Origin of the sequence: Brachybacterium sp. JB7, from assembly GCF_003335205.1 — a bacterium.
GTDB lineage: Bacteria > Actinomycetota > Actinomycetes > Actinomycetales > Dermabacteraceae > Brachybacterium > Brachybacterium alimentarium.
Window position 1 is genome coordinate 211,096 of record NZ_QPGN01000001.1, and the last position, 26,259, is coordinate 237,354.

The window sequence follows — 26,259 nt, forward strand, 5'->3', positions numbered from 1 at the left end:
GCTCGCGCCGAGAGCCGGGATCCGTGCAGCAGCGGCCGGGCTCCTCGGCGCGAGACGGCTCAGGACAGCTTGGGCTCGACCTGGCTCGAGTAGATCTCCTCGAGGGTGGCCTGCAGGTCGGTCAGAGCGTCCTCGACGTCGCCCTCGGCGGTGAGGATGGTGCCCACGGAGTTCGCCATCTCCTGGTCTGCTCCCGGCAGGAACACGCGCGCGTAGTCCTGTGTGCGAGCGACCTCGAGCTGATCGATAGCGGTCTGGATCTGCGGGGTCTTCTCCAGCAGCTCGGAGATGTCCGCGCTCTTGCGCACCGGCATGTATCCGGTGGCACCGGAGAAGGCGACGGTGCTCTCCGCCTCGCCCATGAATTGGATCAGCATCGCCCCGGCGAGCTGCTCCTCGGGAGAGATCTCGGCGGGGATACCCAGGCCGGCGCCGCCTGTCGGGCAGACGGGGCCGTCGACCGGACCGGCCGGCAGGAAGCCCACTCCCACCTCGAAGGACGCGGCCTCGAGCACCCCGATCAGGGACCCGGTCGACGCGATCGTGGCCGAGCACACGCCGGCCGCGAAGGTGTCGGCCGAGTCGCTCGAGGACACCTGCGCCCATCCGTTGGAGTACACGGAGTCCTGCACCCACTGCATGGCCTCGATCGTCGTCGGATCGGTGCAGGTCATCGTCCATTCATCGGACCATGCGGTGCCCTGTCCCCACAGCACGTTCTGCAACGTCCACCCGGCGTATCCGGCCAGGTCGGGATACATGTAGGCGACCTCGCCCTGGGTGAGCTTCGGAGCCCACTCCTCGAACTCCTGCCAGGTCTCCGGGGCGCGGTCCTCGAGGCCCGCCGCGGCGAAGTGGTCCTTGTTGTAGTAGAACAGCGGGGTCGAGCGCCCATAGGGGAGCGCCCACTGCTTGTCCTCGTACTGGTAGTCCTCCACGAGGGTCTCGCGGTAGTCGGAGATCTCGATGTCGAGCTGCTCGATCAGCGGATCCAGCGGCGCGATGTTGCCGTTGATGTAGTAGCGGAACCACCACACGTCGCTGAGCACCACGACGGCCGGCAGATCGTCCTTGGCGGCCTGCGCCGTCTGGAAGCGCTGCGCGATCTCCTCGTAGTTCGACCCCGCCGTGACGTGGTTGACGGTGATCCCGGTCTTCTCGGTGAACTGCTTCAGCAGCTCGGCCTCGACGTCCTTGGACCCGCCCGGATGGCTGGACCAGAAGGCGATCTCGGTGGCGGGTTCGATGTCGGAGTAGTCGGTGGCGTCCTCGTCGCCGCCGCCTCCGCCGTCGTCCCCGCCGACGGAAGGGCCGCCGCAGGCCGCGAGGGCGGCCGCGCCGGCTCCTGCCGAGGCCATGCCGAGCAGGCCTCGCCTGCTCAGGGGCTGCTGGGTGGTTCGCTGGGTGTGCTTCATGAGAGATGTCCTTCCGGGACGATGGTGCCGACGAGGTGGTTTCGAGGAGCGGACAGGGGGCGTGGCGCGGTGTCACCGCTCATCCGGTCACGCTCCCTTGGGTGAGGCCGGAGACGATGTATCGCTGGAGCAGGGCGAACACGAGCAGGACCGGGACGATCACGATGACGGTGCCGGCCATGAGGATGCCCCAGCCGGAACCGGTGTTGCCCTCGGAGTTCTGCAGCGCGGTGAGCCCGACGGGGAGGGTCATCATCCTCGAGTCGGTCGTGATGATCAGGGGCCAGATGTAGTCGTTCCACTCGGTCACGATCGTCACCAGCGCGACGGTCGCGACCGAGGGCAGCGAGATGGGTGCCACGATCCGCCACAGGGTGCGCCAATGCCCGGCGCCGTCGATGGAGGCGGCCTCGAGGATCGAGGCCGGGATGGTCATGAAGTACTGGCGCAGGAGGAAGGTGCCGAAGGCGGTGCCCAGGCCCGGGAGGATGATGCCCCAGTAGGTGTTGACGCCGCCCCAGCCCGCGATGAGCACGTAGTTGGGCAGGATGGCGACCTGCGGCGGGACCATGAGGGCGACGAGGATGCCGATGAAGATGATGCGCTTGAACGGGAAGCGCACGAACACCAGCGCATAAGCCGTCATCACCGCGAGGACCACCTTGATCGAGGCGCCGACGGTGGTGACGATCACCGAGTTCAGGAAGAAGCGGGGGATCGGCACGGAGTTCAGCGCGACGTCGTAGTTGTGCAGCGTCGGTGTTTCGGGAAGCACGACCAGATCCTGGGTGAGGATCTCCGAGGGCGCCTTGAAGGAGCTGATGACCATCCACAGCAGGGGGAGCACGACGATCGCGGTCGCCGCCAGCAGCGGGAGATACCCCGCAGTGAGCGTCCCGACGAGATTCTCCTTCGAGAAGGGCCCGTGCTTCCGGGTGGGCGTGGTGACGGGGGAGTCGACGGAGCTGCTCATGCGTAGTGCACCTTCTTCTCCACGTAGCGGATCTGGACGACCGTGATGACGATGAGCATCACGAACAGGACCACGGAGATCGCCGCCGAATAGCCGGCGCGCGAATATCCGCCGAAGGCCTGCAGGTAGGACTCGAAGATCAGCGCGTTCGTGCCACGTCCCGTCGGGGTCATGATCCGCAGCAGGTCGAAGGCCTGGAGGCTGTTCAGCATCGTCGTGATCAGCAGGAAGAACGTGGTGGGGGAGAGCAGCGGCAGGGAGATCGTCCAGAAGCGCCGCACCGGGCCGGCACCGTCCAGCGAGGCTGCCTGGAGGACGTCGGTGGGCAGGGACTGCAGACCGCCGAGATAGACGATCGCGCAGTAGCCGAGGTTCTTCCAGATGTATACGACCATCACCATGATCAGCGCCATGTCCGGGTCGAGCACCCATTGAGGGCTCGACAGCCCGATCATGCGCAGGAAGTACGCGAGGACGCCGAACGACGGATCGAAGATGAACAGCCACACGAGACCGACGCCCACGCCCGAAAGCACGTAGGGGGCGAAGGCCGCAGAGCGTGCGATGGTCACTCCTGGGATCCTCGAGTTCAGCGCGAGCGCCAGCAGCAGTCCCAGCAGCATCGACCCGCCCACCGTGACGAGTGTGAAGATGATGGTGATCCGCAGGCTGGTGAGCCCGGCGCTGCTGGTGAAGAACTCCTTGTAGTTGTCCAGGCCGATGAACGCCGCAGAGGTCGACCCGAGGGTCCAGTCGAGCATCGAGTAGTAGATGTTCGTCAGCAGCGGCCGATAGGTGAACAGGGCGATCAGCGTGATGTTCGGAAGCGCGAGGGCGAGGAAGACGAGCGCATCGCGTCGGGAACGTCTGCTGGTCCGCGGTCGCCGGGGGTGCTTGGACTCGACCGTCTTCTCCGGAGTCGCACCGCCGGCTGTCTTCTCGGGGGTCGCAGTGCGGGACATCAGACCTCGATCCTGCGCGGTCCATCGCCCGCGAGCGGCACGCGACGCTGCGTGCCGGGCCCCGCCTCACGAGAGGGCCTGCGCGAACGTCGGATGATCGTCAGGGGCCTTACCGGATCATAGGCATGTCGCAACGAGGAAATGTGGCGCGGCACACATGCGAGCCGGAGAATCTTGCGATAGCAGGTCTTTGAGACAGCAGGGTCGTTGCGGCAGCAGAGTCTCCGATGAGCGGCGGGCGCCCGACGATGTGCGGCGGGCGCCCGGTGACGCCGCCCGGACTGCAGCCGACCATAGCCAGAGTTGCTCTGACGGCTCGCAGCGGCTCATCGCAGTTCGTGGCAGCGCATGGCACAGCGCATGTGCGCTTCATCGATCGGCTCGACCGACGATGCTCGACGTGGCACTACCTGCCGCTCGCACCCCTTTCGGCAGTACGCCGATAATGTACGTTATGTAAAGTCAGGGGTACGAGACGCGTGGTGAGCGCTCCCCTGGACTGCCGCAGCGCCTCAGAGGATCGCGACGTGCCGTGCACGGATCGGCTCAGAACGCGGCGAGGACGCCCGTGCCGTCCGACCACTCGGCGACCAGTCGCACGGTGCCATCGAGACCGCCGACGGTGCGGACGATCGTGAACGGCTCACCGTCCAGCAGCTGCTCGGCCGTCGGCGGCTCCTCGCCCTCGTCGACCTCGAGGCTCAGCGTGACGCTCTGCGAGCGGCGCTCGACCAGCTCGCCGTCGGCCGAATGGATCTCGAGGTCCGCCTGCTGCTGCTCGCCGCTCAGGGCGCGACGGAAGCAGTCCAGGGCGACCTCGTCCTGCAGCCCGTCGTAGACGAACCGCTCGCCGAGCACCGAATGCTGGAGGGTGCCGATGAGACCGTCCTCCGCGCCGTCGACCGCTTCGGCGCGATACGCGAGCGGCAGGTGATAGATCGTCTCGCCGACCCGCACCAGATGGCATTCCACACCGACCTCGCCGTCCGGGTCATCGAAGCGATAGGCGCCCAGCACCTCGAGCTCCCCCGTCTCGCCCCAGGAGCGCGAGGTCAGGAAGCTGCGCAGGATCTCGGGCTTGGAGGGGGTGAGCTCAGCCTGATAGATGATCGCCATGGGTCCACGCTATCGCGGACGATTCGCGGTCGCCGCATGCTGGGTGTTCACTGGGACCGTGCCCCTGCTCGATGAGTTGCTCCAGATCTCCGTGCTGACACTGATATTCCTGGTCGGAGCCGCTTTCCTCGCCGGCTGGGTCGACGCCGTGGTGGGCGGCGGCGGGTTGATCCAGCTCCCGGCGCTGCTCACCTCCCTGCCGGCGGACACCTCGACGGCGACGGTGCTGGGCACCAACAAGGTCGCCTCCGCTGCGGGTACGGCAGTGTCCTCCTGGACCTACGTCCGACGGATCACGCCGATCGCTGCGACCGCGCTTCCGCTGGTCCTGTGCGCGCTCCTCGGGAGTGCGGCCGGGGCGGGCCTCGCCTCCTTCATCCCTCGGCCATGGCTCTCCCCCATCGTGCTGGTCGCACTGCTCGCCGTCGGGGTCTACACCCTGCTGCGACCGGCGATGGGACTGGTGCACGATCCGCGGCACCGGGGACGGGCGCAGGTGCTCCGCTCCGGCGGGATCGGTGGCGTGATCGGCGTGTACGACGGGATCCTGGGCCCGGGCACCGGAAGCTTCTTCATCATCGCGATGGTGGCGCTGCTCGGCTACGGGTTCCTCGAGGCCAGCGTGCACGCCAAGCTCGCGAACCTCACCACGAACATCGGCTCGCTCCTCGTCTTCGGGCTGCAGGGCGAGGTGTGGTGGCTCCTCGGTGCGCTGATGGCGTGCGCCAACGTTCTCGGCGGCTTCCTCGGCGCCCGCCTCGCGATCAGGCTCGGCTCGCGCTTCGTGCGGATCGTCTTCCTCGTGCTCATCGGCGCGCTCGCGATCCGGCTCTCGCTCGACACCGTGGCGCTGCTCACGTGAGCTCCGCGGCGCGAAGGGAATAGGAGTCCGGAGCGCACCGTTGAGCAGGACGTCACCCGTTCCGCCCGCCGCGGCGGCTCTTGCCTGGAGGTCATCATGGATCCGACGACCCTGTTCACCTATGAGCGTCACGTCGACTCTCGCTCTCTGCACGGGCGCACGCTCCTGGTCACCCTCGGCGCTTTCAGCGATGCCGGCAGCGCCCAGGACCTCCTGGACGATCATCTGCTCAACACCCTGTCCAGCCGGGTCGTCGGCCGTCTGGACCTGGATCAGGTGTACGACTACGCGGGGCGGCGCCCGGAGGTCACGCTCGAGCTCGACCACTTCGACGGCTACGAGAAGCCGGAGATCCTGCTCCACGAGGTGACCGACCCCGACGGCGAGGCGTTCTTCCTGCTCACCGGACCCGAGCCGTCCTTCCAGTGGGAGCGGGTCGCGAGCGCGCTGCGGATCGTCGTGGACCAGCTGGGCATCGAGCGCACCCTCATGGCGCAGAGCTTCCCCGCGCCGGTCCCCCACACCCGCGAGCTGCCGGTCACCCGGTTCGCCGGCGACCCGGACTCTATCGAGGTGCGGCGCACCATGCCGGGCACCTTCCGGCTGCGCGCCCCGTTCACGGCGCTGCTGACGATCCGGCTCGCCGAGTCCGGCCACGAGGTGGTGGGCCTGGTGGCGCACGTGCCGCAGTACCTCCACGAGATGTCCTACCCCGACGCGGCGATCGCCCTGCTCTCCGCCGTCGGCGAGGAGAAGGGTCCACGGCTGCCCGTCGACGCTCTCGAGGCCCAGGCGATCCCCATCCGCGAGACGGTCGCCGCGCAGGAGCAGCTCCAGGAGATGGTCGCCGGTCTCGAGCACCAGTACGACCGGATGATCACCTCCGGTGCGGGCACCGAAGTGCCTCGCGCGGAGGACATCGCCGCCGAGGTCGAGCAGTACCTCGCAGGCTTCACCGAGGACGACGCCCCGCCCGGGGACGACGGCCCCCACGGCGGCAGCACCGGTGACGACAGCGACGACGATCCGGACGCCCCCGAGAGCTGACCTCGACGTCCCGGACGCCGCCTCAGCGCAGCTGCACGCTCGCGCTGGGATCCTCGCGAGGCAGCGCCGGATCCACCACCGCTGTCACCTGGATCCCGGTGAGCTGCACGTCTCCGGCGAGGGTGGTCATGAAGGCGGTGTCGGCGGCGTCCTGCCCGGTCGCGATGCGCACCATCGCCGAGCGGGGAGCGAGCCCCGTCGCGTCGACGACCAGCCATTCCTCCCCCACCAGTGCCTCCACCACCAGGTGGAAGTCCATCGGGTCGAGCCCCGGCGCATAGACCGAGGCGCAGCGCGCGGGGATCCCCGCGGCGCGCAGCAGCGTGGCGGTGAGGTGGGCGTAGTCCCGGCACACCCCGCGGCGGGCGTCATAGGTGCTGCGGGCGGAATCGGTGACGGTGCTCGAGCCGGGCACGTACTCCAGGTGCTCGTGCACCCAGCGCACGACGGTCCGGACCGCGTCGATGCCGCCGCGCTCCCCCACGAGCTCCCGGGCGACGCTCGTGAGCTCGTCGACCTCGCAGTATCGCGAGGGGCGCAGGTGCAGCACGGCGTCGGCCTCGCTCGTCGGCGGCACCGGCGCCGCGGCGATCCCGTCGGCCGTGTGGACGATCTCGACCGTCCCGGCCGGGAGCCCCGAGACCAGGTGCATACGGTTCCCGTAGCGATCGCGGGCCTCCGTCACGGGATGCTCCGCTCCCCCGGCGCGCACCGTCAGCGACTCGCGTGACGCCGGTGCGGCCGACGGCGCGACCAGCAGGGCGATGTCGGTCCCCTGGACGACCTCCGCCGTCATCCAGGCGCGCACATGTCTCTCCATAGACACCAGTGTGTGGCATGGCCGCCATGCCGGGGGCGGGAGATCTTTGCCGCAGGGTGCGGGCCGACATAGGGTTGTGACCTATTCGTCGACGAATGCCGAGGAGCAGTCAGTGCAGATCTCCGTCCAGCTCCACCGTGTGCGGGACAGCTCCTCCATGGCCGCCGGCAGCATCCTCCGCCGGCCGGCGGACCACGGATCCCCCATGTCGGGTCGTCAGGCCTGAGGGGGCACGCGCGTCGCTGCTCGCGCGGCCACCGGTCGCCACGACCAACTCACCCAGCACCTCCAGGAGGACACGGAATGACCCGTTCGTCAGGACCCGTCGGCGTCGGCATCATCGGCGCCGGTGTGATCGCCGCCCAATATCTCGACCAGCTCACCACCTATCCGGACATCGAGGTGCGCGCGATCGGCGACCTGCGTCCCGAGGCCGCCGCCGCACGAGCCGCGGAGTACGACGTGCCCCGCCACGGGCCCGTCGACGTGGTGCTCGAGGATCCGGAGATCGAGATCGTCGTGAACCTGACGATCCCGGCGGCGCACTTCGCGGTCTCTCTGAGCATCCTCGACGCCGGCAAGCACGTGTGGACCGAGAAGCCCCTGGTCACGACACGCGACGACGCCTCCGCCCTGCTCTCCGCCGCCGAGGAGCGAGGGCTTCGCGTCGGCGGTGCGCCGGACACGGTGCTCGGCGCCGGGGTGCAGACGGCACTGCGGGCCCTGCACGACGGGGAGATCGGCGAGCCGCGCTCCGCGCTCGCCCAGTTCCGCTCCCGCGGGCCGGAATCCTGGCACCCCCAACCCGACTTCCTGTTCCAGGTCGGCGGTGGTCCCCTGTATGACATGGGTCCGTACTACCTGACCTCGCTCGTGCTCGCCTACGGTCCCGTCGTCTCCGTCTCCGCCGTGGGGTCGCAGTCGCTGAGCCGTCGCACGATCGGTTCCGGTCCGCGCGCCGGGGAGAGCTTCGAGGTCGAGGTGCCCACCCGGGTGCAGGGACTGCTGCGCTTCGCCGGAGGCACGGGCGCCGCCGTCGAGTTCTCGTTCGACGCGGCCATCGATCAGCCCCACGTGCTCGAGCTCTCCGGAGCTGCGGGCACCCTCGCCCTGCCCGACCCCAATCAGTTCGCCGGCGAGACCTCCCACGCCGCGAGCGGTGACGAGGACTGGACCGAACGGGAGCCCGTCGGCGCGGTGGGAGGTCGCGGCCTCGGCACGCTCGAGATGGCCCGCGCGCTCCGCGCAGATCGTCCCCATCGGCTCTCCGGCGACCTCGCCGCACACGTCCTGGACATCATGATCAGCCTCGACGAGGCGACCCGCACCGACGGCTCGATCGCCGTCGCCTCGAGCGTCACCGTCCCCGACCTGCTCCCGGAGGACTTCGACCCGTTCGCCCCGACCCTTTGACCCAGTGACGCCTCCGATCCGCTGACGGACCGGAGGCGTCCCGTGGGCCGCTCTCCACGTCGGCCCTCGCTCATCCGCCGTCCCTCATGCGTCCGCTGTTCATCCCGCTGATTCCGCTCGACCCGTCTCGACTCGAAGGTGATCCTGTTGACCGTGCCCTCCCCCGTTTCCGACCGACCGCTCGGAGTCGCGATGATCGGCTACGCCTTCATGGGGCGTGCCCACTCCCAGGCCTGGCGCACCGTCGCCGCCGCCTTCGACGTGCCCGAGATCGCGCGCCGCGTGATCGTGGGCCGTGATGAGGACGCGGTGGCCGCAGCCGCTCAGCGCCTGGACTGGGAGGAGCACGCGACCGACTGGCGCGAGGTGATCGCCCGTGACGACATCGACATCGTCGACATCTGCACCCCCGGATTCCTGCACGCCGAGATCGCGATCGCTGCGCTCGAAGCCGGCAAGCATGTGCTGTGCGAGAAGCCGCTGGCCAATGACACCGCCGAGGCGGAGCAGATGGTGGCGGCCGCCGAGGCCGCGCAGGCCCGCGGGCAGATCGCCGCGCTCGGCTTCACCTACCGTCGCGTCCCTGCGCTCGCCCTGGCCAAGCGCTTCGTCGAGGACGGGCGGCTCGGCACCATCCGCCAGGTCAAGGCGTCCTATCTCCAGGACTGGCTCGTCGACGAGGACGCGGGGATGTCCTGGCGGCTGCGCCGGGAGACGGCGGGCTCCGGCGCCCTCGGGGACATCGGATCGCATGCCGTCGACCAGGTGCAGCACCTGACGGGTCAGCAGGTCACCGCAGTGCGGGGCCGTCTCGCGACCATCGTCCCCCGGCGTCCTGGTGAGGACGGCATCGAGGACGTCACCGTCGACGACGCCGCCTGGGCGTCGCTCGAGCTCGACGGCGGCGCTCTCGCCTCGGTGGAGGTCTCGCGAATGGCCACCGGTGCCAAGAACCGTCTGAGCGTGGAGCTGTTCGGCAGCGCCGGCGCACTGCGCTTCGACCTCGAGAGTCCCAACGAGCTCTGGTTCCACGACGCCACCCTCCCGGTCGCCGAGCAGGGCCTCCGGCGCGTCCTCGTCACCGAGCCGGAGCATCCCTATCTGGAGGCCTGGTGGCCGCAGGGCCACGTGCTGGGCTGGGAGAACGCCTTCACCCACCAGGTCCGCGATCTGCTGATCGCGATCCGCGACCGTGAGAGGCCCGACGCCTCCGGCTTCTCCCCCGACTTCGCCGACGGCCTCGCGCTGCAGCGCGTCCTGGACGCCGTCATCGCCTCCGACGCCGCCGACGGCGCGACCATCACCCTCTGATCTCCACCCCCTCACCGCAGAGAAGGAGCACCATCATGGCGCAACCGCATACCCTCTTCACCGGCCAGTGGGCCGACCTCACGCTCGACGAGGTCGCCGAGCTCGCAGCCGGCTGGGGCTACGACGGCCTCGAGATCTCGGTCTCCGGCGAGCACCTCGATGCCAGCCGCTGGGACGACGACGAGTACATCGCCGACCGCATCGGGATCCTCGAGAAGCACGGCCTGTCGTGCTGGGCCATCTCCAACCATCTCAAGGGCCAGGCGATCTGCGACGATCCGATCGACTTCCGCCATCAGGCGATCGTGGGCCGGGACGTCTGGGGCGACGGCGACCCCGAAGGCGTGAGGCAGCGGGCGGCCGAGGACATGAAGAACACGGCCCGCCTCGCCCAGAAGCTCGGTGTGAAGACCGTCATCGGCTTCACGGGGTCGAAGATCTGGAAGTACGTGGCGATGTTCCCGCCGGTCCCCCAGGACGTCATCGACGAGGGATATCAGGACTTCGCCGACCGCTGGAACCCCATCCTCGACGTCTTCGAGGAGTGCGGCGTGCGCTTCGCCCATGAGGTCCATCCCTCCGAGATCGCCTACGACTACTGGACCACGCAGCGCACGCTCGAGGCGATCGGGCACCGTGAGTCCTTCGGTCTGAACTGGGACCCCTCCCACTTCATGTGGCAGGAGATCGACCCGGTCTCCTTCATCACGGACTTCGCGGACCGCATCTACCACGTGGACTGCAAGGACATCCGAGTGCGGGTCACCGGTCGCAACACCCGCCTGGGCTCGCACCTGCCCTGGGGCGATCCCCGGCGCGGATGGGACTTCGTCTCCTTCGGTCGCGGGGACGTGCCGTGGGACGCCGCCTTCCGGGCGCTGCGCTCGATCGGCTACGAGGGCCCCCTCTCGATCGAGTGGGAGGACGCCGGCATGGACCGTCTGCACGGCGCCGCCGAGGCGATCGAGGTGCTGCGGGACCTCGACTATCCCGCATCCGAGCTGTCCTTCGACGCTGCCTTCAGCACTCAGAGCTGAGAGCATGTCCCCCATGGATCCCAGCCCGGAACGCCTCGCCCTTGCCGACTCCTTCCTCGCCCTCGGGCCCGAGGCGCCCACGATCCTTCCGGGCTGGGACGCCCCGGACCTGCTCGAGCACCTCTTGGTCCGGGAGCGGTCCCCGCATCTGACGGTGGGCTCGAGACTCCCCGGGCCGCTCGGTGCCCGGGCGGAGTCCGCCCTGGAGAGGCTGCGTGACACCGGCTGGGAGGAGCTCGTCGAGCGACTTCGGGAGGGGCCGGGCCGCCTCTCCCCCATCGGCCGCCTGGACCGATTCATCGGCGAGGGCGAACTGCTCATCCATCACGAGGACCTGCGTCGGGCCCAGGAGGACTGGGAACCGCGCCGCCTGACCCCCGCGACGGATGCGCAGGCCTGGCGGGCGCTGGCCCTCACCTCGCGGGTCAGTCTGAAGGTGCCAACCGACATCACCTTCGTCTCGCCGCTCGGCGGCCTGCGACGCACCTCTCGCGGTGCGGACGGCTCGCTGCGGGTGCACGGCGACGCGCTCGAGCTGCTGCTGTGGGCCAGCGGTCGCGATGACGTGGCACGGGTGCAGGTCCACGGCGACGAGCACGCACTGCAGGCGCTCCGGACCGGCCGACGAGGGCTCTGAGGGCTCTGAGGGCTCTGAGGGCTCTGAGGGCTCTGAGCCCAGGAGGCATGCCTGTCGCGGCTGCCTCGGCCCGATGCTCACCGTCTCCGGGGCATCATCCGCGCTCGAGCACGAACAGGCGCGGGTGGTGCCCCTTCTGGAAGAAGCGGTGCTCGCCCACCGGGCGCCAGGGGCTCTCTGGCCGTTCGAGCACGCGGTGCATGCGCGTGATCTCATGGGTGAGCACTCCGAGCCGGGCCTGCGGTGCGGCGAGCTCTGCCGCACGATCCACCAGGCGGGCGAGCAGCTCCTCGTTGGTCTCGTGCTCGCCATGCAGCTCGCCCCAGGGCGGATTCGTCACCAGGCGCGTGAACCCGGGCTCGAGCTCCGTGGTCAGCACGTCCCCGACCACCCAGTCGATCCGGCCCTTCCGCCGAGCAGCCCGCTGGTGCTGCTCGGCGGCGTGGATCGCGTCCGCATCCAGGTCCACCCCGATCGCGCGGGCCGGGACCACGTCGTGCAGCTGCTCGACGAGGAACGTGCCCGAACCGCAGGTCATGTCCAGCAGGGAGTCGTCCTCGTCCACCTCGAGCAGATCCATGACGGTCGCGGCGATGGTCGCGTTCACGGCGCCCGGATAGTTCACGGTGCGCCACGACCGGGCGGAGAGCGGACGGGGCGTGGTGCGCAGCAGCACCTGCCAGGTGTGCTGCGGGGCGCCCCGACGAACGCGCACCACGAGATCGCCGTCCTCGGCCACGGGGAGCCCCGCGAGCTCGGCGATGGCCTCCGCCAGACGCCGCATGTCCGGGGTGTCCGAGCCGGCCGCCTCCAGCCGCAGTCCATGGAAGCGCTGTCGCGGGCGCTGACGCCCGATGTCCTCGTACAGCTCACTCAGGCGCTGCTGCACGGACGTCTCCAGCAGTTCGCGGGGCCGGCGGGCCGTGACGGTCAGCCCGCTCGAGGCCGCGACCACGCGGCGCAGACCTCGCACCCCGTCGAGGTCGTCGGTGCGCAGGGTCAGCTCCGTCGGCGTGACCTGTTGCACGAACCCCAGCTCCCGGGACTCCGCGAGGGCGCTGGACCCGCAGCCGTCGAGCACCTCCAGCACCAGGTCGTGCGTGATCTGCGACATCGTCGGCCTCTCTCCACGGGATCTGAACACGATTCATGCAGGTTACCGCCCGTGGCGGTGCCCGATGATCAGCCTCGGGTCGGTAGACTTCCTGATGTGTTCATCGTGAGTGTGTGTTCCCTGAAGGGCGGCGTCGGCAAGACGTCGGTGACCCTGGGCCTGGCTTCTGCTGCCCTCCACCAGGAGGTGAACACTCTCGTGATCGATCTCGACCCGCAGGGTGATTCGACGCTCGGTCTGCTGGGTGAGCCCGCGAGCACCGTCGACATCGCCGAGGTGCTGTCCTCCCCGCGCACCGAGACGATCGACCGCTCGATCCTTCCGGCGCCGTGGTCGGCCGATGCCGGGTCCCATCTCGACGTGATCCCCGGCTCCAGCCGCTCCTCGGTGATGGATGCCCCGTCGCAGAGCGCCAAGGACGTGCGCCGGCTGCACGACGCGCTGGACAAGCGCACGCACCAGTACGACCTCGTGCTCATCGACTGTCCGCCCTCGCTGAACGGTCTCACGCAGATGGCGCTGGCCGCATCGGACCGTGCCCTCGTGGTCGCCGAGCCCGGGTTCTTCGCGGTGACCGCCGCGGATCGCGCGCTCAAACTCGCCTCCGAGATGCACGACGACGGCATCGCCCCTCGCCTGCAGACCCTCGGGCTCGTGGTCAACCGCTACCGGCCGCGCTCCGTCGAGCACCAGTATCGGCTCGCCGAGCTCCGTGAACTCTTCGGCGACTCCGTGCTCTCCCCCGTCATCGAGGAGCGTGTGGGGCTGCAGCAGGCGCAGGGCGGCGCCGTGCCGCTGCACCGCTACGAGGGAGCCTCGGGCAAGCGCCTCACGGAGGACTTCGACGCACTGCTGAAGACAGTGCTGGATTCTCGCCAGCACTCCTGAGCACCAGCGCTTCCTGAGCGGGAGCGGTGCCGCACGGCGTCATCGTCCCGCACGGTCGGTGCATGCCGGACACACACATACACACAGACGACGGCGAGCCCCTTCCCGGGACTCGCCGTCGTCGTCTGCGGTGACGCAGTGAGTGGTGTCAGCCTGCCTGGCGCGAGCGGCGCCGTGCGGCCAGCTCGTCCTGCAGCGCAAGGGCCGCGTCATCGGCCGGGTTCACGCCCGGCAGCACCGACAGGTCGTTCTCGACCTCGCGCCAGACCCGACCCACCGCGATGCCGAAGACACCCTGGCCGCCCTGGACGAGGTCGAAGACGTCCTGCGCGGTGGTGCACTCGTAGACGGAGGCGCCGTCGCTCATGAGGGTGATCTCGGCGAGATCGTCGATCCCGCGCTCGCGCAATGCGCTCACGGCCACGCGGATCTGCTGGAGGGACACGCCGGTGTCCAGAAGTCGCTTGACGACCTTGAGCACGAGGATGTCGCGGAAGCCGTAGAGGCGCTGGCTGCCGGAGCCGGAGGCCGCGCGCACGCCGGGCTCCACCAGGCCGGTGCGAGCCCAGTAGTCCAGCTGACGGTAGGTGATACCGGCGGCCTTGCAGGCGGCGGGGCCGCGATAGCCGAGCTCGCCGGGGGTGTCGACGACGTCGTCGAACAGGACACCTTGTGCAGGTTCGGCGGGCACCGTCGACTGCTCGGTGCGATCCTCTCCGCGCGTGGCGTTCACAGCTACCTCCGTATTCCGGCTCTCCACAGGGGGAAGGATGAGAGCACGCGACCAGAGTAGCGTGTCCGCGCCCGCCGTCGACGGCAACTCGCCGGGGCGGCGTGGCCGCCGGGAAAGGGCCTCAGCTGTCCCGGAGCTTCGTGCGGAACACCGCGCCGTGCAGCGAGATCATGGATTCCCCCAGGTCACGAGCGAAATCCTCGGCTTCGCCGCGGGCCGCGGAGTCACCGGGCCGGTCCCGGGGCTTGGCGACGGAGCGGATCATGTGCGCCTCCCGTTCGGCGGAGGTACGCAGCATCACCAGATGGCGCGGGTGGAGCCCCACGTCGGCCAGCTCCCGCGCGGAGGTGACGATCTCGAGTTCGGCGGACCCGTAGTTCTCCAAGCCTTCGGAGAGCATCCCGTACTGCTCGAGCTCCTCGAGGAAGTCCTCCTCGACAGCGGCCCGACGGGCAAGCCCCCGTCGATCCAGACGTACGGGCTGCACGGCAGCGGTCGGCCCCGGACGGGAGGCGATCGAGGTGACCTCGGACTCCAGGCCATGCTCGAGGAGGTGCTCCTTGATCACCTTGAGGGGCCAGAACCGGTCTCGCTGCGCGCGCAGCACGAACAGCAGGCGCTCGACGTCCTCACGGGTGTACTTGCGATATCCCGCAGCGGTGCGCTCCGGGGAGATCAGACCCTCGGACTCGAGATAGTGCAGCTTGGAGTGGGCGAGGTCGGGGAACTCATCGCGCAGTGCCGAGAGCACCTGCCCGATGCTGAGCCGTGCTGCTGCCGACGAGGCCGACCTGTGCGCCGCGGAGGCGGGCATCGGATCAGACCGCCCCGTGGAAGGGGTGGTACGTGAGGCGGTACTTGCCGATCTGCACGTCCTGGCCGGACTGGAGGCGGACCTCGTCCACGCGATCCTTGCCCACGTAGGTCCCGTTGAGCGACCCGAGGTCACGCACGAGGAAGCCGTCGTCGTCGCGCACGAACGCCGCGTGCTTGCGAGAGACCGTCACGTCGTCGAGGAAGATCTCGCTGTTGGGGTGGCGGCCGGCGATCGTGGTCTCGGAGTCCAGCAGGAAGCGGGCTCCGAGGTTGGGGCCCTTCCGCACGATCAGCAGCGCGCTGCGCGGGGGCAGGTTCTCGATCGCCCGACGATCCTGGGACGAGAGGCCGGAGTCGGCGTCCTCCTCCACCGGGTCGCTGGGCGAGATCGCACTCAGCTTCGACGTGTGATCGAGGTTCTGATCGTTCCACTCGGTGTTCCCGGACACTCCGCACCCCTTCCTGGCCAGCGGTCGACCCTGTTCCTGTGGTCTTCGTGCACTCAGGATCCGACTGACCCATCTTCGCACGCCGAGAAGCGCAGATGCGTCCATCCACAGCACCCAGGGCAGGATTTGACGATCACTTGACCACTCGGGAGTGCTCGGGCTCGGAGAGTTCGACCGTCGCGTCGATCTGCACGTCCGTCTCGGACGCCACGGCAAGGGTCCCGCCGTCGGCCGTGACGGAGTCCGCGGCTCCCCCGGGGATGCGCAGTGCCGGCTCCATCACCTCCGGATCGCCGATGACGCTGAGCGTGTACGGGACGGGGACCGGGGTCCCGTCGACCTGCAGACGGCCGGACGGCGCGGTGGTGATCGACGTGGAGGCCACCACGCGGACATCACCGATCTGGATCACCTCGGCGCCGGCGTTGCGCAGCTCCTGGACGACGCCGAGCAGCGTCGAGGCCCGCACCCCTTCGTCCGGGTCCGAGATCGATACGACGATCCCCCTGCCGTGCGCGGGAGACGTGCCCGCGATGATCTCCAGGTCCTCCAGGCGCTCCTCGGCGGCGGTCCGGGCCGCGGCGTCGTCCCCGGCGCCCGAGCGGAGCGACTCCAGCGTGCGGTCGAGCTCCGCGTTCTCCACCTCGAGCCCTGCGGCATGGCGTCCGGATTCGTCCAGCAGACGCACCAGCTCTTGCTGGGAAGCGCCCTCGAGCGAGTCGTCGGACTGACGCAGCTGCGCCGCGATGGCCAGTCCGAGCAGGACGCACAGCAGTCCCACGATCAGCTGCGTCCAGGTGGCCTGGGGGCGCAGGGTCTCCCGCAGCCGCGTCCACGCCACTTTCTGCTGCTCGGGACTCTCCGGGGTGCGCGTTCCGTCGCTCATGACCGGAACAGCAGCCGGCGGATGGCCGCTGCGTTGGAGAAGATGCGGATGCCCAGCACCACGATCACCGCGGTGGAGAGCTGCGCGCCGACACCCAGCTGGTCGCCGAGGAACACCAGGAACGCGGCGATCAGCACGTTGAACAGGAACGACGTGATGAACACGTGGGCATCGAACGCTCCGTCGAGGCTGGCCCGCAGGCCGCCGGCGAGGGTGTCCAACGCCGCGACGACGGCGATCGGGAGATAGGGCTGCAGCACCACGGGGACGTCGGGCTGGACGACGACGCCCAGCACGACTCCCAGGATCAGGCCGATGATGGCGATCATTCGGTGTCCTTCCTGGCCTCGTCCTCGGGGACGGTGCCGGCGGTCGGTTCGGTGGAGTTCTTGGAGCTCTCAGGGTTCTCGGGGTTCTCAGGGTTCTCGGGGTTCTCGGGGTTCTCGGGGTTCTCGGAATCCTCGGAGTCCTTGGTGTCCTCTGTCGACGGAGCGGAGGCCTCGCGCAGGCTGCCGATCGCGCGGGCCGGCACCGTGAGCTCCTCCCCCGTCGTCCAGGAGGCGCGGATGCCGAAGCGGCTCGAGAGGTCGGAGAGGTATTCGCCGCCCTCCCCCGCGTCGACGCCCTCGCGCAGCGCCTGCGGGTCCCCGAGGGCGGTGACCTCGTACGGCGGCGAGAGCGGTCGGAAGTCCACGAGGACCGCCGATCCGGCGGTCCGGATGGCGCTGGTGGCGCTGAGACGTTGCCCGTTGATCGAGATCGCCTCGGCCCCGGCCGCCCATAGGGCGTTCACTGTGATCTGCAGATCCCCATCGGTGACGCGGTTGACGGTCCCCTCCGCGACGCCAGGGCTCGCGGGCAGCGGCACGGAGTCCTGGAGCGAGAGCACCACCCCGGTGCCCTCCAGGGATGACGCGGCGCTGAGCCCCTCCTCGGCCTGCAGATGCTCGGCATCGTTCGCGTCCGCACCGTCCAGCACGACGGCCTGGGCATCGGCGATCTCCCCGTCGAGGGTCTCCTGGCGCGCCTCGAGCTCCTCGATCTCGGCGCGGGCGTCGAGCACCTCCTGCTCGAGCAGTGCCCGCGGATTGTCCTCCGCAGCGGCATCGCGCCGCAGCTCGGTCACCGCGACGGCGACCGTGAAGCCGAGCACCAGCGCGAGCAGCACCGTGACGGTCCGGGTGATCCGGTTGTCGGGCGGCGTGTCCTCCGCGGGCGTCGGTGCGTGCCGTCTCAGGGCGTCCACGTCGTAGGGGTTCGCCGTGAGGGCGCGCAGCAGCGACGACGGCGAGTAGGGGGTCTCACCGTGAGGAGTCGAGCGCCGGGGTTCACGCATGTCCGCAGACTAATGCCGCGGAGGTCTCGGGGCGCGCAGGCCCGCGGGGAGCGCCGGGCACGGTGTCCTCCGCCCTCCCGGAGGGTCGCTGCGAGCATCCGTTCGGGAAGAGTGCCGCAGGTCACGCACGTCTCGATTCGCTCCCGGGGGCATGGGCGGGGTACTGTGTTCCACGGTCCTCCTGCCACGGAGGGCACGGTCCTTCGCTCGTGAAGGACCACGGGCTGTGGCGCAGCTTGGTAGCGCACCTGACTGGGGGTCAGGGGGTCGCAGGTTCAAATCCTGTCAGCCCGACCGAAGATCGAGGAAGGCCGCCGAACCGCAGATGCGGATCGGCGGCCTTCGTCGTCCCCGGGAGTCGGCCAGATCTCAGGGTGATGTGCCAGATCTCAGGAACGGACCGGTCCCACCCAGATCTGCTGGGCGTTGGTGAACTCCCGGATCCCGTGCGGGCCCAGTTCACGACCGTAGCCGGAGCGCTTGATCCCGCCCGAGGGCAGTCGCGGATCCGACTTCACGATGCCGTTGACCGAGACCTGCCCGGCCTCGATGCGACGGGCCATGGAGACCCCGCGCTCCGTCTCGGTCCAGATCGCGGCACCGAGCCCGTAGGGGGTGTCGTTGGCCAGCGCCAGGGCATGCTCCGCATCGTCCGCGGCGATCACCACGGCGATCGGCCCGAAGGTCTCCTCGGCGCAGGCGGTCATGCCCGGCTCGACCCCGGTCAGCAGCGTCACCGGGTAGAAGAACCCGTCCCCCTCGGGCATCTCGCCGCCGAGCACGCACGTCGCCCCGGCCTCGACGCTCGTGCTCACCTGGCGATGGAGGTTCTCGCGCAGCTCCTTTCGGGCGATCGGCCCCACCTTGGTGGCCTCGTCGCGGGGGTCGCCGACCACCAGATCTCTGAGCTGCGCGGTCAGCAGCTCCACGAACTCGTCGTGCACAGAACGCTCCACGATCACGCGCTTCGCCGCGATGCACGACTGGCCGGCGTTGATGATCCGTGAGAGCGCCGAGACCTCCGCGGCCTTGGGCAGATCCGCGTCGGCCAGCACGATGCAGGGATCCGAGCCGCCGAGCTCGAGCACCGCGGGCTTGATCTCACTCGCGGCGATCGAGGCGACCTGGGCCCCGGCGCGGTCGGAGCCGGTGAAGGAGACGGCCTGGATACGGGGGTCGCGGATCGCCTGCTCGACGTCCTCGGTGACTGCGAGAAGGGTCTGGAACACCCCCTCGGGGGCGCCGGCGGCACGGAACACCTCCTCGAGCGCGGCGGCGCAGCCCGGCACATGGGGATCGTGCTTCATGACGCAGGTGTTACCGGCCATCAGCGCCGGCGCGCAGAAGCGGAACGCGACCCAGAACGGGGCGTTCCAGGGCAGGATCCCCAGGACCGGCCCGAGCGGCAGGTACTGGACGTAGGAGGACGTCGCATCGGAGTCGAGATGCTCGTCCGCGAGGTACTCCGCCCCGTTCTCCGCGTAGTGCTCGGCCGCCCAGGCGGCCTTGGCGACCTCGCCGCGGGCCTCCCCGATGGGCTTGCCCATCTCCTCGGTCATCAGCGGTGCGAGCTCGTCGGTGTGCTCGCGCAGATGGGCGGCGACGCGGCGCAGCACCTCGGCGCGTTCGGCGAGGGTGGTCTCCTTCCAGGAGGTGTAGGCGGTCCGGGAACGGTCGATGAGTGCGGTGATCTCCGCCGGGGTCGCGGCGGGCACCTCTCGGACGACGCGGCCGGTGGTGGGGTCGATGGCGGTCAGCATGGTCATGGTGCGGCTCCTCTCAGAAGCTCGGCGCGACGACGGCGGAGGTGCGGAAGCTCCGCGCGGAGCTGTCATGGACGGTGAAGTCCTCGGGCAGCGTGAAGAACGACCGGCAGCCGTCCTCGGTGATGTGGACGGTGTCCGAGATGCCGACGGTCTTGTTCCCGTCCACGCCCCACATCCAGGGGAGCAGGTGGAAGGTCATGCCCTCCTCGAGCGGGCGCTCGTCCCCCTCCAGGAGGGAGACGATGTATCCCTCGTCCCAGGAGGGCGGGAACGCGATCCCGATGGAGTAGCCGGCGCGGGTGACCAGCTGAGCGCCCACGTCGTTGCTCTCGATGCGGGTGCGGGTCAGCTCAGCGACCTCGGAGATGGTCACGCCCGGCTTCATGAGGCTGCGCAGCTCGGCCAGCGTCTGCTTCATCAGCTCCTGCGCCGAGCGCATCGAGTCCGAGAGCGCCCCGTTGACCGCGGTGCGCATCATGGCCGTGTGATATCTGCGGTAGCACCCGCCCACCTCGAGGAACACGTGCTCCCCAGGACGGATCATGCGCCCCTCCCACGTGGAGTGGCCGATCATCGAGCGGGGGCCGGACGCGACGTACGGCAGCACCGCCGGGAACTCTCCGCCGGCGCGGAACATCGCCGCGGTGATCGCCGAGGCCACGTCGTTCTCGGTGGCCCCGGCCATCGCGGCGCGCAGCCCGGCGGCCATCCCGGCCTCCCCGGCGTACGCGGCGAGCTGCATGACCTCGATCTCCGCCGACGACTTGCGGATCCGCCCTTCTTCGACGATCCCGAAGCAGTCCACCAGGCCCTCCCCGAAGGCATCGTGGAAACGATCCTGCTGATAGGCGGGGAAGTAGTAGCTGTTGCGCTCGTAGCCCACCCGGGCATCCCCGAGGCGCAGGTCGCGCAGAGTGCTGACCAGCTCGAGGATCGCGTCACCGCTGTCGGGGTAGGCACGGGAGTGCTCCAGCCAGGTCCGCGCGATCACGTTGGACTCCTCGAGCGCGCGGGTGATCATCACCGAGTCCGATTCCAGCGGCACGATCAGGGCCTGGAAGAAGGAGTACCCGGTGGTCTGATAGTCCGTGAGGTACATCAGGTTCTCGGGGTCGGTGATGATCACGGCGTCGAGCTCTCGCTGCTCCATCCGCTCCCGCAGCTCCGAGAGCCTCCGCTCGTACTCCTCGGGAGCGAAGGTCATATCGGACCGGCGGCGCATCAGAGGTCCTTCACGGTGGCGTCGATGGCCTGCTCGAGCAGGTCCAGACCCTCTGCGAGCTCCTCGTCGGGGATGATCAGCGGCGGGATCAGCTTGATCACGCGTCCGCCGCTGCCGCAGGGGCCGATCAGCAGGCCGCGGTCGAAGCATTCCTGCTGGAGCTTCTTGGCGAAGGCGCCGTCGCCGGTGTCCAGGCCCTGGATCATCCCGCGCCCGCGCACCTCCCAGCCGTCGTCGCGGTGCGCGGAGGCGATCCGCGTGAGCCGCTCGCGCATCACCTCCCCCTTGGCCAGGACGTCTGCGAGGAAGGACTCGTCCGTGAAGTAGTCCAGCGCCACGGTGCCGGCGACGAAGGACAGCCCCTGCCCGCGGAAGGTGCCGGTGTGCGCGCCCGGCGCCCAGTGGTCGTCGACCTCGGGCTTGTTGAGGTTCATGGCGATCGGGGTGCCGAAGCCGCCCAGGCCCTTGGCGAGCGTGATGATGTCGGGATCCAGGCCCATCCCGTCGAACGAGAAGTAGCTGCCGGTGCGGCCGATGCCCGCCTGGATGTCGTCGAAGATCAGCAGTGCCCCGACCTCATGGGCGAGGTCCTGCACCTCATGCAGCCAGCTCGCGCTGGCGACGTTGACGCCACCCTCGGCCTGGATGGGCTCGACCAGGAAGGCCGCCGGCGGCAGCAGGCCGCTCGAGGGGTCCTTCAGCGCCGCGGCGTACTCGGAGATCGCCGTCCTTCCGCCCGGTGCGGACTCGAAGGGGAGGCGCAGAATGTTGTCGAGCGGGACCCCGGCCCACTGGCGGAAGGCGTCGTTGGCGGTCGCAGCGAGGGAGCCGAGCGTCATGCCGTGGAAGCCGTGGCTGAAGGCGACGATCTCTCGCCGCCCGGTCACCCGTCGGGCCAGCTTCATCGCCGCCTCGACGGCGTTGGACCCGGTGGGGCCCATGAACTGCATCCGATGGTCCATGCCCCTCGGCTCCAGGATGACCTCCTGGAAGCGCGAGATGAAGTCCCGCTTCGTGGTCGTGTAGGTGTCCAGGCTGTGGGCGACGCCATCGGCCTGGATGAACTCGATCAGAGCGTCCTTCATCCTCGGGTTGTTGTGCCCGAAGTTCAGCACCCCGGCCCCCGCGAAGAAGTCGAGGTAGGACTTCCCGTCCTCATCCACCTGCCGCGCGCCCGACGCGGACTCGAACACCGTGGGGAAGTTCCGGCAGTAGCCCCGGATGGCGGATTCGTGCGTTTCGAAAACGGTCGTGTCCATGGGAGACCTCGTCTCATGAGGGGAGCGACCTCGATCTCCATGCCCGGCCCTCATAGCGAAGATCGCTCCGTCTGGCAAGTGTGGACCGGTGTGCCGACCATCACTCGCCAGGTCGCGCCCCGTCAAGTCTTCAGCAGGCGCGGGAGACCGCGTGAGCACGCCCTGCAGGTCACTGCGCCGACCGGATGGTAGGGACGCCCTTGCCGCAGTGATCGGGAGGTGTGCCGCCGGTGGGTCCGACTGGTCTGATCAGCGTGCCCGACCGGGCCTGATCAGCGTGATCGCCGTGACGAGGGGTGCTCGGCCGCAGCCCCGCCCCACTCCGTGCCATCGAGCGATATCTCGGCGGTCATGTCCTCGAGGAAATCGATCACGACGCCCCTCTCGCTCGGACTCAACCGGCGAGCGGCATGGACCCGACGCGCGTGCTGGGCGCCGACGGTGCGCATGGCCGAGGCGCGGGTGGCCGGTTCGATGCTGATCATCAGGGCACGACGGTCCGAGGGATGCCGCCGGCGCCGGATGTGGCCCGCGCGCTCGAGGCGGTCCAGCAGCTTGGTGGTCGACGCGCTCGAGATGCCGAGCGAATGCGCGATCGCGCTGGGCGTCGCCACGGCGTCCGTGTTCTCGCAGACGATGAGGAAATGCAGCGCCCGCATGTCCGTCTCGCCGAGGTCCATGTAGCGCCGCGACGCCTCCGAGAGCGCACGTTCCGCGTCGCGGAGCCCGGCGAGCGCCGCCATGAGCTCGTCGATCTGACCCAGATCCGCCGCGGAGAGGCCGGCACGGTCCACGAGCTCTCCCTGTGGATCGCTCCCCTCGAGGCTGTACAGCGAGGACAGGGCACGGGAAGTGCGGGGGTCTTCCGGCGCGGACGACATCATGCGAGGCATCGTAGCGATCAACCGTCTCGCCCAGAACTTATCTAGCCTGTCTAGCAACTTGTGGGAGACTGCTGTGGCCCGTCGAGCGTCGAAGGAATCCCCGAAGGAACCCCATGCCCACTCCCCCCGGCCCCTCCGGCCCCACCCACCGCGGCAGCGGTCCGCGCGTCCCCCGTGCGCTGCGCAGCCTCATCCCGGCCGTGCTGATCCTGGTCTGGTTGGCGGCCGCGGGCATCGGCGGTCCCTACTTCGGACGGGTCGACGAGGTCTCCTCCAACGACCGCACCGCGTACCTTCCGGACTCCGCGGAGGCCACGCGGGCCCAGGCGCTGGCCGGCGACTTCAGCGGCTCCGACGCGATCCCGGCGATCATCGTGATCACCGGCGAGCAGGAGCTCACAGAGGACCAGCTGGGGGCGATCACGGACGCGACCGAGGCGCTCGATGACGTCGACGGGGTGGAGGGTGAGATCTCCCCGCCGATCCCGTCGGAGGACGGCCTGGCGGTTCAGGTGTTCGTCCCGCTCGACGCCGACGCCGATCTGGGCGACCTGGTCCCGCAGCTCGAGGAGGAGCTGTCCTCCGACCTTCCCGCCGGGCTGACGGCCCGTGTCACCGGCCCCGCCGGTTTCTCCGCGGATCTCGGGGCCGCCTTCGCAGGGATCGACGGGCTCCTGCTGGGCGTCGCGCTGGCCGCGGTGCTGATCATCCTGGTCATCGTCTACCGATCCGTGCTCCTGCCCCTGATCGTGCTGTCGACCAGCATGTTCGCCCTGTGCGCGGCCCTGCTGCTGATCTGGCACCTCGCCGCGGCCGATGTGCTGCTGCTGAGCGGTCAGACCCAGGGCATCCTGTTCATCCTGGTCATCGGGGCTGCGACCGACTACTCGCTCCTGTACGTCGCACGGTATCGGGATGAGCTGCGTCGTCAGCAGCGGAAGGGGGCCGCCACGGTCACCGCCCTGCGTGGCACCGTGGAGCCGGTGCTCGCCTCGGGCGGGACCGTGATCGCCGGCCTGCTGTGCCTGCTCCTGTCCGACCTGAAGTCCAACAGCACCCTGGGGCCGGTCGCGGCGATCGGGATCGTCTTCGCGATGCTCGCCGCGCTCACGCTCCTCCCGGCCATCCTCTACGTCGCCGGGCGCGTCGCGTTCTGGCCCCGTCACCCGGTCTATGACCCCAGCACGTCCGACGTCTCGTCGCCGGTCCTCGATCACGGGGTGTGGGGCCGGATCGCCACGGCGGTGGCCCGGCGTCCTCGGACGATCTGGATGCTCACCGCGATCGTCCTCGCCGTCGGCTGCGCAGGCGCCCTCCAGCTGAAGGCCGACGGCGTCCCCCAGTCGGATCTCGTCATCGGCTCGTCCTCCGCTCGCGACGGACAGGTCGCCCTCGGGGAGCACTTCCCGGCCGGGGCGGGCAGCCCGGTGCAGGTCATCGTCGACGAGGAGGACCTGCAGGCCTCGACGGATCTCCTCCTCCAGGACGACGGCATCGACTCCGTCTCCGTGACCGCGGAGGACTCCCCCAGCGGCTCCGCACCGGTGACCGCCGACGGCGTCCAGGCCCAGGGCCCACCGGGGTCTCCCGCCGCGTCGCCGACCGTGGTCGACGGCAGGGTCCTGCTGCAGGGGACCCTCACCGACGCGCCGGATTCGGCTGCCGCCGAGCAGACCGTGCGCGACCTGCGAGCAGCCCTCGGCCACGAGGGCTTCACGGCGATCGTGGGCGGGGAGACCGCCACCGCGCTCGACACGAACGACGCCTCCGCGCATGACCGCGCGCTGATCATCCCCGTCGTGCTCGTGGTGATCCTGCTGATCCTGATGATGCTGCTGCGCTCGGTCCTCGCCCCGATCATGCTGGTCGCCACCACCGTGCTCTCCTTCGGCACCGCGCTCGGGGTCGCCGCCCTGGTCTTCCAGCATGTCTTCGCCTTCCCGGGCGCAGACCCGGCAGTGCCCCTGTACGGCTTCGTGTTCCTGGTGGCACTCGGGATCGACTACAACATCTTCCTCATGACCAGGGTCCGGGAGGAGGCGCTGCACCACGGAGCGCGCGAGGGCGTGGTGCGCGGCCTGGCCGTCACCGGCGGCGTCATCACCTCCGCCGGGCTGGTGCTCGCGGCGACCTTCGCGGCGCTGTCGGTGATCCCGATCCTGTTCCTCGTCCAGATCGCCTTCATCGTCGCCTTCGGGGTCCTGCTGGACACCTTCGTGGTCCGCACCCTGCTGGTCCCGGCGCTCGCCCTGGACCTGGGACGGGCGATCTGGTGGCCCTCCCGGCTCTCCCGCAGGACGCCTCGGTGACGCCGAGCGGACAGGCGGGCGACCGTGACCTCGGTCCCAGGATCGGGGGCCGCGCCGGGGCCGGGGCGCGCTTCGGCGGGGCGCCCTCCTAGACTTCCCCCATGAGCAGTCCGACCGCCGCCATCAGCATCCCCTCCCCCGCCGTCGAGTACGTCCTCACCTTCGTGTGCGAGGACCGCCCCGGCATCGTCCACGCGGTCACCGGCGCGATCGTCGAGGTGGGCGGGAACATCACGGAGAGCAGGCAGTTCGAGAGCGGCACCACGCACCGCTTCTACATGCGTCTGCAGCTGGTCACCACCGCGACGGCCGAGGAGGTCACCGCGGCCCTGAGCCCGGTGATCGAGCGGTTCGGCATCGAGCACCATCTCGACGTGGTCGGGCGCCCGCTGCGCACCCTCGTGCTCGGGTCCACCGCGAAGCACTGCGTCAACGATCTGCTGTTCCAGATCGATGCAGGGCACCTGCCGATCGAGGTACCGCTGATCCTGGCCAACCACTCGACTCTCGAACCGCTCGCGACCTTCCACGGGATCGACTTCGAGCACCTCCCCACCAAGGGCGAGGGCGCGAAGGAGGCCTTCGAGAACCGGGTGCGCGAGGCGATCGAGGAGCACGACATCGAGCTGGTGGTGCTGGCCCGCTACATGCAGATCATCTCGCCGGAGCTCTGCGCGGAGCTCGCCGGCCGGTGCATCAACATCCACCACTCCTTCCTGCCCGGATTCAAGGGCGCCAATCCCTACCGGCAGGCCTACACGCGCGGCGTCAAGCAGATCGGCGCCACCGCCCACTTCGTCACGAGCGACCTCGACGAGGGGCCGATCATCGAGCAGGACGTGATCCGTGTGGACCACACGCGCTCCCCGCAGGAGCTGATGGCGATCGGGCAGGATGCCGAGGTGCGCACGCTGCGCCAGGCCGTCACCTGGTTCGCCCAGTCGCGCGTGCTGCTCGACAGCACCCGCACCGTCATCTTCCGCTGACGGCCCGCGGGTGCGCTG

The 26,259-nt window shown here is 69.6% G+C and carries 25 protein-coding genes and 1 tRNA gene; 10 read left to right on the forward strand and 16 right to left on the reverse strand.

The genetic code is table 11. From position 1 onward, the window contains the following. Nucleotides 1-59: 59 nt before the first annotated feature. From CIK81_RS00935 to CIK81_RS00950, 4 genes are all read right to left on the reverse strand, one after another. Complete coding sequence (locus CIK81_RS00935; protein ID WP_114305614.1) at nt 60-1,415, reverse strand: ABC transporter substrate-binding protein; 1,356 nt, start codon at nt 1,413-1,415, stop codon at nt 60-62. 79 nt (nt 1,416-1,494) lie between these two features. Beyond that, nucleotides 1,495-2,388, reverse strand: coding sequence for a carbohydrate ABC transporter permease (locus CIK81_RS00940; protein WP_114355279.1), 894 nt, complete (start codon nt 2,386-2,388; stop codon nt 1,495-1,497). Continuing rightward, entirely contained in the window at nt 2,385-3,350 is a 966-nt protein-coding gene (locus tag CIK81_RS00945) for a carbohydrate ABC transporter permease (protein ID WP_096197850.1), read from the reverse strand. Before CIK81_RS00945 ends, CIK81_RS00940 begins: the two co-directional genes overlap by 4 nt. Before the next feature lie 546 nt (nt 3,351-3,896). Continuing rightward, nucleotides 3,897-4,466, reverse strand: coding sequence for a hypothetical protein (locus CIK81_RS00950; RefSeq protein ID WP_114355280.1), 570 nt, complete (start codon nt 4,464-4,466; stop codon nt 3,897-3,899). A gap of 58 nt (nt 4,467-4,524) precedes the next feature. On the opposite strand from CIK81_RS00950, the gene CIK81_RS00955 reads away from it, so the two are divergent. Both CIK81_RS00955 and CIK81_RS00960 read left to right on the forward strand, forming a co-directional pair. Further along, nucleotides 4,525-5,328 carry a TSUP family transporter gene (locus CIK81_RS00955; RefSeq protein ID WP_096166850.1) on the forward strand — a complete coding sequence of 268 codons (804 nt, stop codon included), beginning with the start codon at nt 4,525-4,527 and terminating at the stop codon, nt 5,326-5,328. 96 nt (nt 5,329-5,424) lie between these two features. Continuing rightward, entirely contained in the window at nt 5,425-6,375 is a 951-nt protein-coding gene (locus tag CIK81_RS00960) for a PAC2 family protein (RefSeq protein WP_114355281.1), read from the forward strand. Nucleotides 6,376-6,397: 22 nt separating this feature from the next. On the opposite strand, the gene CIK81_RS00965 is transcribed toward CIK81_RS00960, so the two are convergent. Further along, complete coding sequence (locus CIK81_RS00965; protein WP_241963866.1) at nt 6,398-7,195, reverse strand: transglutaminase family protein; 798 nt, start codon at nt 7,193-7,195, stop codon at nt 6,398-6,400. A 303-nt stretch (nt 7,196-7,498) separates the two neighbouring features. Between CIK81_RS00965 and CIK81_RS00970 the strand changes: the two genes are divergently transcribed. From CIK81_RS00970 to CIK81_RS00985, 4 genes are all read left to right on the forward strand, one after another. Next, the gene (locus CIK81_RS00970) at nt 7,499-8,608 is read left to right on the forward strand and encodes a Gfo/Idh/MocA family protein (protein ID WP_096197851.1); all 1,110 of its coding nucleotides are present in this window, start codon (nt 7,499-7,501) and stop codon (nt 8,606-8,608) included. A gap of 192 nt (nt 8,609-8,800) precedes the next feature. Then, entirely contained in the window at nt 8,801-9,919 is a 1,119-nt protein-coding gene (locus tag CIK81_RS00975; RefSeq protein ID WP_114355282.1) for a Gfo/Idh/MocA family protein, read from the forward strand. 35 nt (nt 9,920-9,954) lie between these two features. Continuing rightward, nucleotides 9,955-10,956 (forward strand): sugar phosphate isomerase/epimerase, encoded by a 1,002-nt coding sequence (locus CIK81_RS00980; RefSeq protein WP_096166835.1) that lies wholly within the window; start codon nt 9,955-9,957, stop codon nt 10,954-10,956. 13 nt (nt 10,957-10,969) lie between these two features. Then, a complete protein-coding gene (locus tag CIK81_RS00985) occupies nt 10,970-11,593 on the forward strand; it encodes a TIGR03085 family metal-binding protein (RefSeq protein WP_096166834.1) in 624 nt (207 codons plus the stop codon). Between the two features lie 94 nt (nt 11,594-11,687). On the opposite strand, the gene CIK81_RS00990 is transcribed toward CIK81_RS00985, so the two are convergent. Then, nucleotides 11,688-12,707 carry a methyltransferase gene (locus CIK81_RS00990; protein WP_096197853.1) on the reverse strand — a complete coding sequence of 340 codons (1,020 nt, stop codon included), beginning with the start codon at nt 12,705-12,707 and terminating at the stop codon, nt 11,688-11,690. A 96-nt stretch (nt 12,708-12,803) separates the two neighbouring features. Here CIK81_RS00990 and CIK81_RS00995 point away from each other — a divergent pair, with 96 nt between their 5' ends. After that, nucleotides 12,804-13,595 carry a ParA family protein gene (locus CIK81_RS00995; protein WP_096166832.1) on the forward strand — a complete coding sequence of 264 codons (792 nt, stop codon included), beginning with the start codon at nt 12,804-12,806 and terminating at the stop codon, nt 13,593-13,595. 148 nt (nt 13,596-13,743) lie between these two features. Here the strand turns inward: CIK81_RS00995 and CIK81_RS01000 are convergent, their stop codons facing one another. The 6 genes from CIK81_RS01000 to CIK81_RS01025 all read right to left on the reverse strand — a co-directional run bounded on the left by CIK81_RS01000 (nt 13,744) and on the right by CIK81_RS01025 (nt 17,815). Further along, a complete protein-coding gene (locus CIK81_RS01000) occupies nt 13,744-14,328 on the reverse strand; it encodes a MerR family transcriptional regulator (RefSeq protein ID WP_096166831.1) in 585 nt (194 codons plus the stop codon). A 121-nt stretch (nt 14,329-14,449) separates the two neighbouring features. After that, on the reverse strand, nt 14,450-15,142 hold the full coding sequence (locus CIK81_RS01005; protein WP_096166830.1) for a MerR family transcriptional regulator: 693 nt from the start codon (nt 15,140-15,142) through the stop codon (nt 14,450-14,452). Between the two features lie 4 nt (nt 15,143-15,146). Then, nucleotides 15,147-15,593: an FHA domain-containing protein gene (locus CIK81_RS01010; protein WP_096166829.1), complete on the reverse strand. Its 447-nt coding sequence runs from the start codon at nt 15,591-15,593 to the stop codon at nt 15,147-15,149. 133 nt (nt 15,594-15,726) lie between these two features. Continuing rightward, nucleotides 15,727-16,479 carry a DUF881 domain-containing protein gene (locus tag CIK81_RS01015; RefSeq protein WP_114355283.1) on the reverse strand — a complete coding sequence of 251 codons (753 nt, stop codon included), beginning with the start codon at nt 16,477-16,479 and terminating at the stop codon, nt 15,727-15,729. After that, nucleotides 16,476-16,808, reverse strand: coding sequence for a small basic family protein (locus CIK81_RS01020; protein WP_096166827.1), 333 nt, complete (start codon nt 16,806-16,808; stop codon nt 16,476-16,478). Before CIK81_RS01020 ends, CIK81_RS01015 begins: the two co-directional genes overlap by 4 nt. Then, entirely contained in the window at nt 16,805-17,815 is a 1,011-nt protein-coding gene (locus CIK81_RS01025; RefSeq protein WP_114355284.1) for a DUF881 domain-containing protein, read from the reverse strand. The genes CIK81_RS01020 and CIK81_RS01025 overlap by 4 nt, the downstream gene beginning before the upstream one ends. 220 nt (nt 17,816-18,035) lie before the next feature. Here CIK81_RS01025 and CIK81_RS01030 point away from each other — a divergent pair. After that, a tRNA-Pro gene (locus tag CIK81_RS01030) sits at nt 18,036-18,109 on the forward strand. Nucleotides 18,110-18,204: 95 nt separating this feature from the next. On the opposite strand, the gene CIK81_RS01035 is transcribed toward CIK81_RS01030, so the two are convergent. From CIK81_RS01035 to CIK81_RS01050, 4 genes are all read right to left on the reverse strand, one after another. Beyond that, entirely contained in the window at nt 18,205-19,581 is a 1,377-nt protein-coding gene (locus tag CIK81_RS01035; protein ID WP_096163144.1) for an NAD-dependent succinate-semialdehyde dehydrogenase, read from the reverse strand. Nucleotides 19,582-19,594: 13 nt separating this feature from the next. Continuing rightward, a complete protein-coding gene (gene doeA / locus CIK81_RS01040) occupies nt 19,595-20,803 on the reverse strand; it encodes an ectoine hydrolase (protein WP_096163145.1) in 1,209 nt (402 codons plus the stop codon). Next, entirely contained in the window at nt 20,803-22,062 is a 1,260-nt protein-coding gene (locus CIK81_RS01045; protein ID WP_114355285.1) for an aspartate aminotransferase family protein, read from the reverse strand. Before CIK81_RS01045 ends, doeA begins: the two co-directional genes overlap by 1 nt. A 272-nt stretch (nt 22,063-22,334) precedes the next feature. Further along, nucleotides 22,335-22,946, reverse strand: a complete 612-nt coding sequence (locus tag CIK81_RS01050) for a MarR family transcriptional regulator (protein ID WP_096163147.1) — start codon at nt 22,944-22,946, stop codon at nt 22,335-22,337. A 113-nt stretch (nt 22,947-23,059) separates the two neighbouring features. Between CIK81_RS01050 and CIK81_RS01055 the strand changes: the two genes are divergently transcribed. Continuing rightward, a complete protein-coding gene (locus tag CIK81_RS01055) occupies nt 23,060-25,255 on the forward strand; it encodes an efflux RND transporter permease subunit (protein WP_114328419.1) in 2,196 nt (731 codons plus the stop codon). A 101-nt stretch (nt 25,256-25,356) separates the two neighbouring features. Beyond that, nucleotides 25,357-26,241, forward strand: coding sequence for a formyltetrahydrofolate deformylase (locus CIK81_RS01060; RefSeq protein ID WP_114328421.1), 885 nt, complete (start codon nt 25,357-25,359; stop codon nt 26,239-26,241). Nucleotides 26,242-26,259 lie beyond the last annotated feature (18 nt).

Excerpts from the sequence above, each read along its gene's own strand:
- CIK81_RS00935 (WP_114305614.1), bottom strand. The coding sequence starts at position 1,415 with ATGAAGCACACCCAGCGAACCACCCAGCAGCCCCTGAGCAGGCGAGGC.
- CIK81_RS00940 (WP_114355279.1), bottom strand. The coding sequence starts at position 2,388 with ATGAGCAGCTCCGTCGACTCCCCCGTCACCACGCCCACCCGGAAGCAC.
- CIK81_RS00945 (WP_096197850.1), bottom strand. The coding sequence starts at position 3,350 with ATGTCCCGCACTGCGACCCCCGAGAAGACAGCCGGCGGTGCGACTCCG.
- CIK81_RS00950 (WP_114355280.1), bottom strand. The coding sequence starts at position 4,466 with ATGGCGATCATCTATCAGGCTGAGCTCACCCCCTCCAAGCCCGAGATC.
- CIK81_RS00960 (WP_114355281.1), top strand. The coding sequence starts at position 5,425 with ATGGATCCGACGACCCTGTTCACCTATGAGCGTCACGTCGACTCTCGC.
- CIK81_RS00965 (WP_241963866.1), bottom strand. The coding sequence starts at position 7,195 with ATGGAGAGACATGTGCGCGCCTGGATGACGGCGGAGGTCGTCCAGGGG.
- CIK81_RS00970 (WP_096197851.1), top strand. The coding sequence starts at position 7,499 with ATGACCCGTTCGTCAGGACCCGTCGGCGTCGGCATCATCGGCGCCGGT.
- CIK81_RS00975 (WP_114355282.1), top strand. The coding sequence starts at position 8,801 with ATGATCGGCTACGCCTTCATGGGGCGTGCCCACTCCCAGGCCTGGCGC.
- CIK81_RS00980 (WP_096166835.1), top strand. The coding sequence starts at position 9,955 with ATGGCGCAACCGCATACCCTCTTCACCGGCCAGTGGGCCGACCTCACG.
- CIK81_RS00985 (WP_096166834.1), top strand. The coding sequence starts at position 10,970 with ATGGATCCCAGCCCGGAACGCCTCGCCCTTGCCGACTCCTTCCTCGCC.
- CIK81_RS00990 (WP_096197853.1), bottom strand. The coding sequence starts at position 12,707 with ATGTCGCAGATCACGCACGACCTGGTGCTGGAGGTGCTCGACGGCTGC.
- CIK81_RS01005 (WP_096166830.1), bottom strand. The coding sequence starts at position 15,142 with ATGCCCGCCTCCGCGGCGCACAGGTCGGCCTCGTCGGCAGCAGCACGG.
- CIK81_RS01015 (WP_114355283.1), bottom strand. The coding sequence starts at position 16,479 with ATGAGCGACGGAACGCGCACCCCGGAGAGTCCCGAGCAGCAGAAAGTG.
- CIK81_RS01020 (WP_096166827.1), bottom strand. The coding sequence starts at position 16,808 with ATGATCGCCATCATCGGCCTGATCCTGGGAGTCGTGCTGGGCGTCGTC.
- CIK81_RS01025 (WP_114355284.1), bottom strand. The coding sequence starts at position 17,815 with ATGCGTGAACCCCGGCGCTCGACTCCTCACGGTGAGACCCCCTACTCG.
- CIK81_RS01035 (WP_096163144.1), bottom strand. The coding sequence starts at position 19,581 with ATGACCATGCTGACCGCCATCGACCCCACCACCGGCCGCGTCGTCCGA.
- doeA (WP_096163145.1), bottom strand. The coding sequence starts at position 20,803 with ATGCGCCGCCGGTCCGATATGACCTTCGCTCCCGAGGAGTACGAGCGG.
- CIK81_RS01045 (WP_114355285.1), bottom strand. The coding sequence starts at position 22,062 with ATGGACACGACCGTTTTCGAAACGCACGAATCCGCCATCCGGGGCTAC.
- CIK81_RS01050 (WP_096163147.1), bottom strand. The coding sequence starts at position 22,946 with ATGATGTCGTCCGCGCCGGAAGACCCCCGCACTTCCCGTGCCCTGTCC.
- CIK81_RS01055 (WP_114328419.1), top strand. The coding sequence starts at position 23,060 with ATGCCCACTCCCCCCGGCCCCTCCGGCCCCACCCACCGCGGCAGCGGT.
- CIK81_RS01060 (WP_114328421.1), top strand. The coding sequence starts at position 25,357 with ATGAGCAGTCCGACCGCCGCCATCAGCATCCCCTCCCCCGCCGTCGAG.